The organism is uncultured Aquimarina sp. (assembly GCF_947492405.1).
In the GTDB taxonomy this organism is placed as follows: domain Bacteria; phylum Bacteroidota; class Bacteroidia; order Flavobacteriales; family Flavobacteriaceae; genus Aquimarina.
Map to the genome: position 1 here is coordinate 1 of NZ_CANLMP010000020.1, position 2757 is coordinate 2757.

The window sequence follows — 2757 nt, forward strand, 5'->3', positions numbered from 1 at the left end:
TTAAGGAAATAACACGATCAGGATAAGTTGCACTAAATAGGGCAGAGACACTTCCACCCTCGGAATGCCCAAAAAGAGCTGCTTTTTCAGAACCCACAGCATCCATAACCGCTGTAATATCTTCCATTCGCTCTTCGAGAGTAGCAAATTCTACAACTCTATCCGAAAGCCCAGTTCCTCTTTTATCAAAAAGGATTACCCTTGCAAATTTACCTAGTTCTGTAAAAAAATCAACCAATTCAGGACATGACCACATCCAATCGATATTAGATACCCATCCAGGAATATATACAATGTCTACAGGACCAGAGCCAAAAACTTGATAAGCAATATTAACCAGACCACTCTTAGTATATTTGGTTTCAGGTTTCATAAAATATATCCTATTATTTTAATTTGATAAAACAGTTTTATGTTTTTTTGAGTAAAAACTATAAATAGTAAATAATCTTATCTAAAGTTAGACGTCTCGTTCTTAAACAAAGAAATGTATAAGGAGCCCACATTGCAAAAAAAAGAGGGTAGCAAAAGAGTATCGAAAACTACAAAACACTTAATATTAGATATTTAAAATAGAGTTTTGATTTATTGAATTTTATCTATCATCTTAAGATGATAATAAGATATTATTCACAAAATATGTGTTTTATAAATTAAAGAAGGTATGAGTTTTATCGAAAAACTCGGTGCGAAGAATCCTTTTAAGGCCTTATAACGTAATATCTTTATTTTCAATAAAAGCAATAATATCTTGTTCAGAACCTAAACCAAGTTTTTTACGAATTCGATATCTTAAAGATTTTACAGCAGCTACTGTATTGTTTTGAAGCTTACTAATTTCTGTGGTGCTGAGCTCCATTTTCATAAGACAAAGGAGCTCTTTTTCCTTTGGTTTTAATTCGGAAAAATGTTGATCAAGTAGTATTTTGAAATCAATATTTACCTCATCGAGGTACGTTTGTAAGCTTAAAGATGACCTTTTAGAACTTTTCTCTGACAATAATGAAGCTGATATCGAACGTAAAGCAGACTTGCGTTCTCTCTCATCCTCTAAAGTTGTAACTTGTTTAATATCATCTATTGTATTATTAAAGACTTCTTCTCTAACGGAACTTTCTACCACCACTTTTTTTAGTTCTTGTTCTCGATGAGCGAGTGCTAATTCCGTTTTTAATTTTTCAACCTCTGCTAGTTTGGCTTTATTTGCAACAAGCTCTAGTTTTTGTTTATTATTTTTTCTAATAAAATAAATTAAAAACAAAGCCGCTAGGATGGTAATAACGAGTAATCCTAAATACAATTTCTTTTTAGTAGATTCATTCTTGAGGTTTATGGCGACTAGCTCTTTTTCTCTCTTATATTGATATGCAAATTCCAAATTAGCAAAACGTTTTGTTGTGCTTTCTTTTACCAAAGAATCTTTGTATTTGTCTTGAACTAAAAAAGCCTCATAAGACTCTGAGAATTTTTTATCATTGTATGCGATTCCAACTTTAGCGCGGTATGCCGACTGTATTAAAAATAAAGCGTTCACCTTTTTTGCATAGAAAATTGCACTGTCTATATGTGCATTTGCTTTGCTATACTCTTTTTGTTTGTCATATACTTTTGCTAGATTTGAATGGTTATGCGCTCTTATATTATACTCCGTTAGATCTAACAATTTTAAGTTTTCTCTATAAATGTTGCCCGCTAGATCGTATTTTCCAGTATTTGCATAGGAACTAGCTAAATTCCCCTTTATTTGTAGTCTAAGTGCCTTGGAGGTATCAGCTTCTATAGCTTTTTTGTAATAATACCGAGCAGAGTCCATCTTTTCCTGTTTACTAAAGATTCTTCCTATTCGATTTAAGGTAAGTGCTTGCCCACGAGCTGACTTTGCTTTTTCATGGAATACTAATGCACGTCTATGAAATCGTTTTGCTTTCTCAAAACCCATTTGTCTTGAGTAAATATTCCCTAAATTACTTATAGCCCTTCCTACAATCAAATCATACTCGATCTCTGTCGCAATATCTAAGGCCTCATTTGCATATTGTAAAGCTGCTGCGGTATCTTGTAAATTTAAGGATACGCTTGATAAACTATACAATAATTCTGCTTCCAGCTTTTGATAATGATAACTTTTATACTCTTTATCTTTAATGGTTTTATGAACATCCAGAAAGATTTCTTTGGCAATATTACCATCAAAATAGGCTAATTGACCTGCCAATTTTAATCTAAGTGGTAAACGTAAAGAATCTGAATCTGCCTTTTCTATTTGTAGCTTAGTTTCTTCTATCTTTAAAGTACGCGCATCTTTAGCCTTATTTTCTACCTGTGAATAGGAAGAAAGAGATATGAGAGATAACAGAAGAAGTAAAGTGCTGGTTTTCAAAATAAATAAATTTTAAACAAAATTATTATTGACATTCTAATTTTCCTTAAAACTAATTGTCTTTTTTAAATCTGGTCTGTAATAACTGTTAAAACCCTTATAGAACAAAGGATGCTGCAGAAGGGTTTTTGTTTCTATTGACATAGTAATTAAGATAAATTGATAATTGATTTAAGTACAAAAAATAATTAACCCACCAGTTCTGATGGACTTACTGAAAATTCTTTTTTAAAGCATTTAGAAAAATACGAAGGGCTAGAAAAGCCTGTTTGAAAAGCTATCTCAGCTACTGTGTTTTCCTGATCTAAAAGTAATTCTTTTGCATACTGTAAACGCACAGAAGAAATAAGTTGATTAGGAGATTTATTAGTAATCGC

Annotated in this window: 3 protein-coding genes; all 3 read right to left on the reverse strand. The window is 31.8% G+C overall.

Annotated elements, in window-relative coordinates; translation table 11 throughout:
• On the reverse strand, nucleotides 1-373 hold a 373-nt coding region (locus Q0829_RS27460), incomplete at its 3' end, for an alpha/beta hydrolase (RefSeq protein WP_298549286.1).
• Between the two features lie 336 nt (nucleotides 374-709).
• Nucleotides 710-2380 carry a tetratricopeptide repeat protein gene (locus Q0829_RS27465; RefSeq protein ID WP_298549288.1) on the reverse strand — a complete coding sequence of 557 codons (1671 nt, stop codon included), beginning with the start codon at nucleotides 2378-2380 and terminating at the stop codon, nucleotides 710-712.
• A 188-nt stretch (nucleotides 2381-2568) separates the two neighbouring features.
• On the reverse strand, nucleotides 2569-2757 hold a 189-nt coding region (locus Q0829_RS27470), incomplete at its 5' end, for a helix-turn-helix transcriptional regulator (RefSeq protein WP_298549289.1).